The organism is Arthrobacter sp. Hiyo1, from assembly GCF_001263615.2.
Taxonomy (GTDB): domain Bacteria; phylum Actinomycetota; class Actinomycetes; order Actinomycetales; family Micrococcaceae; genus Arthrobacter.
In genome coordinates, this window is sequence record NZ_DF952478.1 from 61,797 (window position 1) to 66,415 (window position 4,619).

Genomic DNA, 4,619 nt, shown 5'->3' on the forward strand with positions numbered 1-4,619 from the left:
CTCCCGTCCGGATGTCGCTGTGTGGCTGGCTGCCGACAGCGATCCGAGGCTCTCCGGGTTTCCCAAGGGCAAACGCGAGGACCAGCGCGCCGCGGTCGACGCCTGCCGCACCGCTGACTTGCCCGGGTGGGCACTCCAGCGGAACGAGGCGTTCCTGGACTGGGAGAAGAACGAACTGGCCGACTTTTTCCGCACGGTGGAAAAGTCGCCGCTAACGGAAGAGCAGACGAAGGCCACGGTCTGCTTCGACAACCGTGTGCGGGTGATCGCGGCCGCAGGCTCCGGAAAGACCTCGACGATGGTGGCGCGTGCTGGCTACGCAATCCGGCGCGGCATCGCGCAGCCGACCGAGATCCTCGTTCTGGCGTTCAACAAAAAGGCAGCCGGTGAACTTTCGGAACGCTTCATCGCCCGCCTCGGCGATGATGGAGCGTCGGTAGCATCAAGCACCTTCCATGCCTTCGGGCTGCGCATCATCGGTGAGGCCACCGGCCGCAAGCCTCCATTCCGGATGACCTTCCCAGGGACAACGGGGTCGGGCGACTCGCGGCGATCGTGGACGTTCTCCGCGACCGGGACCCGGCCTTCCGGCGGGACTGGGACCTTTTCCGGCTCGTGTTCGGCCGGCAGCTGCCGGACCTCGGTGATGAGGCGGATCCTGAGAAGTCGGACAGGAACACCGGTAACAGCGGTTTCGGAACTCTCGCCGGGGAGGTCGTGAAGAGCCAAGAAGAGGTAATGATCGCCAACTGGCTCTTCCTGAACGGAGTCCGCTACGAATACGAGCGGCCGTATGCGCACGACGTCGCGGACGCGCACCACCGGCAGTACAAGCCGGACTTTTACTTCCCGGACATTGACGTGTGGCATGAGCACTGGGCGCTCGGACCCGACGGGACTCCGCCTCCTCACTTCGCTGGATATACCGAGAGTATGGAGTGGCGACGTCGGACCCACATCAGCTACGGCACCGAGTTGATCGAGACGACCTCGGCGACCATTCGCGACGGGTCCGGGTTCGAGCACCTCGAGCAGGAGCTCCGCCGGCACGGAATCCAACTTGTGGAAGATACCGGGAGGCGGTCGGGGAGCCGCCGATCAGCGACCAGGCGATGGTAGCGCTGATCCGGTCCTTCATGTCGCACTCGAAGGGCAACCGCCTCACTCCGGAGGAGCTGGCGCAGCGGGCCGGAGACGGGCTGCGGGCCAGACTCTTCACGCGCCTGTACGTGGTCATCCTTACTGAATGGGACCGTCAACTCCGAGCCGCGGGCCAGATCGATTTCGAGGACATGCTGAATCTCGCCACTGATCATGTCGAGTCGGGCCGGTGGGAGAGTCTCTACCGGCTCATCATGGTCGACGAGATGCAGGATACGAGTACGGCGCGTGCAGCACTCGTCCGGGCGCTGCTGAAGACTCCAGGAACGTACCTGTACGCGGTGGGTGATGACTGGCAGTCAATCAACCGCTTCGCCGGCTCGGACCTGAGCGTGATGACGCGCTTTGACGACTGGTTCGGCGCGGGTTCAACGATCCGGCTTGACCGCACTTTCCGGTCCCCGCAGTCCCTCTGCGACATCGCCGGCGGGTTCGTGACGAAGAACCCCGTTCAGATTTCCAAGAACGTCCGGTCCTCTGCGCCGGACACGGACGAGACTGTGATCGCTGTCAGCGTTCGGGAACGCAGCCAATACGGGTCAGTCGTCAGGCAACACCTCGTGGGCATCGACGAGCAACTCACTGGGCCTGCAAAGGTTCTGCTGCTTGGCCGGTACGCCCGCTCCAAGGACGATGTCACCTCCGCGTTGGATGCCCGGTACGCCAACCTGACCGTCGAGTTCAACACCGTGCACGCCTCGAAAGGAAAGGAAGCCGACTATGTCGTTGTTCTCGGCCTCGAGAGGAGCGGATTCCCCAGCACTATTGAAGACGATCCGCTCCTGCAGCTGGCCATGGCAGCAGCCGACCCGTACCCTTTCGCCGAGGAGCGACGCTTGTTCTACGTCGCGCTGACCCGTGCAAAGCGTTCAGCGCTCCTGGTCACCCGCGCCGGCGGGGAATCGGCGTTCCTCCTCGAACTGGTGAGAAACCGCGCCGTCAAGATCCGATCCGCCAAAGGCGATGACATCACCCCGGTGGTCTGCCCGAAATGCAAGAAGCGCACCATGAAGGAACGCAATGGGCGATACGGGCAGTTCTTCGGCTGCACGGGCTACCCAGTCTGCGCCGGAACGATGAAACTCGCGGATGCCTAGGACTATGAAGACGTCGAAATTCCGGGGCCTTGGTTTCCGACTCGCCCTGGGCGGCCCGCTCGGTGCCGAGTCGATCCGTTGAGCGCGGAGCTTCTGTGCCTTCTCGTAGACGCCTTCCGCTTCGCGATCGCGACCGGCTTACGAGCGTGGGCCCTCGTGGTCGGCCAAGCTCTGAAAGAGGTACTTTGCGTCCTTTTGGGCAGACTCCCTGCCAGGCGAATTACTGGGAGAACTACTGCCGAATCCGTTACGGCTCGTCGGTAGCTGCCAAGGCTCATTGGCTGTCACAAGTGCCAATCAACGGCAAGGACGTGGGGAATTGGTGGTAGTCGGCTGCTTTTAGGCTATGTGGGCGATCCCTAGTTCTCTTTTGCGGTGTTCAGAGAGAACTATTTGAGGCCTAGCATCTGTCGCACCCTCTCATTTACGTGGCATTTAGTCTCTTCTGGGCCGTCGATGGTTACTGGACCACCTATGCTTTCCTTGGCGATTTCGTATGCGTTTTGAATAGCATTCGTGCAGCTGAACGAATACCCGGGATTTTTGTTTATCTCGGCTGCCCCGAGGTTTGCGGCTCCACCTATTCCTCCACCTATGAGCGGTCCGATCAGCGCAACGGCCACCTTCGCTAAAGCTCGCCGGCTGTTTCGGCGTGGCTTGCTTTCCGTCTTGTGCCGTGACCTCGAGGTCATTGTAGTATGTCACTCGTCTAACGTATGTCCGGAGCGGCCACGTCTAGAAATCGGGAATTGATTCCCGATTTCCCTAGTTTTTCGAACAAATGTATGTCTTTGGCGTTTCTTTGCTGACCCTCGCTGAGCCGCTCTGGTAGCCTTTTCGATGCGGAAAGTCCGAGCTCGAGAGCTGTAGCCGTTGTCTGATGGGAGTGGATCAGGGAGGAACCAGAGCAACGCAGCCCATCCGATGAGGCCGATTGCGATCAGCGCACTGAAGATCAGTAGGAGTGAAGCCGTTGTCTCCTCGATTGGCCAGATGGAAACCGTTGTGTAGATCGTGACTCCAAGAAGCGCGCAGCCAGCGTACAGAGACGCAATCACCGGTAGTTCGACGGCACGGCGCTTCGCCTTAAGGCTCGAACGCTCTCTTCGCCCTCGCGCGGCTGGATTCGACCCTAGCTGCTTGGTGTGAGGCGACATGGCGTTAGTGTACGCGCGTATTTCGTTGGTGAAAACGCCATGCGAAAAGGATCGTCTCTAAGGACATCGACGATGACTTCTAGGGTGAACGTAAAGCAGGCATTAGAGGTCCATGCAGACGGACTTACGAAGAGAGCACGGTCTCCACTACAACGCTCCTATTGTGTCGGCATATCTTCTTGAACCTTGACATCCTCGGGGTTAGGCGGTTCCCACACGATCTGTGGCAACCCAATGTGTCTCCTGATCGCTTCGGTCAGCTGATCTTGCGCCGACCGGTGAGACTTCATGATGGTGACGTACGGATGCTGCTGATGAACATTGGTGAGTACATACCCATAGAGCCGGATAGCCGCCTGAACTACTTCCTTCGGCCCTACGATCGATAACTGCTTGTAATGCCCTGCAGCCTCTGCTGCTATCTCGTCCAGTTCAAACGCAGTCACCCCGTCGCGCATCTTTCTATGGGCAGTCTCGCATGTGCGTTGGAGCGCGGCTGCTTCTTCGATGATGAATGTGTCCCAGCGCTGCTTATCGGCCCGCTTTGCCTTCCAGCCTTCATTGATGCGGGTACCTAGGAGCGTCAGGAAGCTCGACACGATTGCCGCAGATGCCGCGATAGCGGGGGTGAGCCATGCAGGGGAGTCGGAAAGGAGTTGGACGATAACGTCTGGCTGCGGTTGCACGATGACATCAAATCATAGATGGTCAGGTCACTTGCATTTATCAGGGGATCCTCGGCTCGATCACGCATCGTTTCACCCGCTCAGCCTGAACCCAGAACTCACGAGCACCCTTGTAGTACTCGGCTTGCCACTGCACCTGAACCAAGACATGTGCCTTTGTCGAGGCGAATGCGAAGCCTGGCTCGGTCCTCTCGGTGCCGTCGTCAACAAATACGCGTACCAAGATGGGTAGCGACCTTTTTGGGTGAGTCACTGCAAGACGGCCGGCATCGCCTGTGGGCGACGCTGGACGCGATCGGCACCGAGCCGGTGCCCATCAAGGGTGACGCTGTCGGCTATGCGAACCCCCTGGACACCGAAGTGCTGGGGAAGGATTGGCCGACGTTTTCGAGAAGAACGTTGAGGATCTCGCTGCTCCTGGTTCGACGCGACCGACCCCGTCAATATCCGCTTCGCCGACGCGCTGAAGAGTGCGGCCCGCGGGGAGTTCCCTGCGCCTGTCTGACCCGCAGGACCCG

Annotated in this window: 4 protein-coding genes; 3 read left to right on the forward strand and 1 reads right to left on the reverse strand. The window is 60.2% G+C overall.

Going from position 1 to position 4,619, the window contains the following annotated elements:
• The 3 genes from AHiyo1_RS22640 to AHiyo1_RS22650 all read left to right on the forward strand — a co-directional run.
• Positions 1-721: UvrD-helicase domain-containing protein (locus AHiyo1_RS22640; RefSeq protein WP_216363302.1), on the forward strand; the 721-nt coding region annotated here is incomplete at its 5' end.
• A gap of 17 nt (positions 722-738) precedes the next feature.
• Positions 739-1,119: a hypothetical protein gene (locus AHiyo1_RS22645; protein ID WP_059390090.1), complete on the forward strand. Its 381-nt coding sequence runs from the start codon at positions 739-741 to the stop codon at positions 1,117-1,119.
• Positions 1,113-2,258 carry a UvrD-helicase domain-containing protein gene (locus AHiyo1_RS22650; RefSeq protein ID WP_059390091.1) on the forward strand — a complete coding sequence of 382 codons (1,146 nt, stop codon included), beginning with the start codon at positions 1,113-1,115 and terminating at the stop codon, positions 2,256-2,258. Before AHiyo1_RS22645 ends, AHiyo1_RS22650 begins: the two co-directional genes overlap by 7 nt.
• 1,315 nt (positions 2,259-3,573) lie before the next feature.
• Here AHiyo1_RS22650 and AHiyo1_RS22655 read toward each other — a convergent pair.
• Entirely contained in the window at positions 3,574-4,101 is a 528-nt protein-coding gene (locus AHiyo1_RS22655) for a hypothetical protein (RefSeq protein ID WP_059390092.1), read from the reverse strand.
• Positions 4,102-4,619 lie beyond the last annotated feature (518 nt).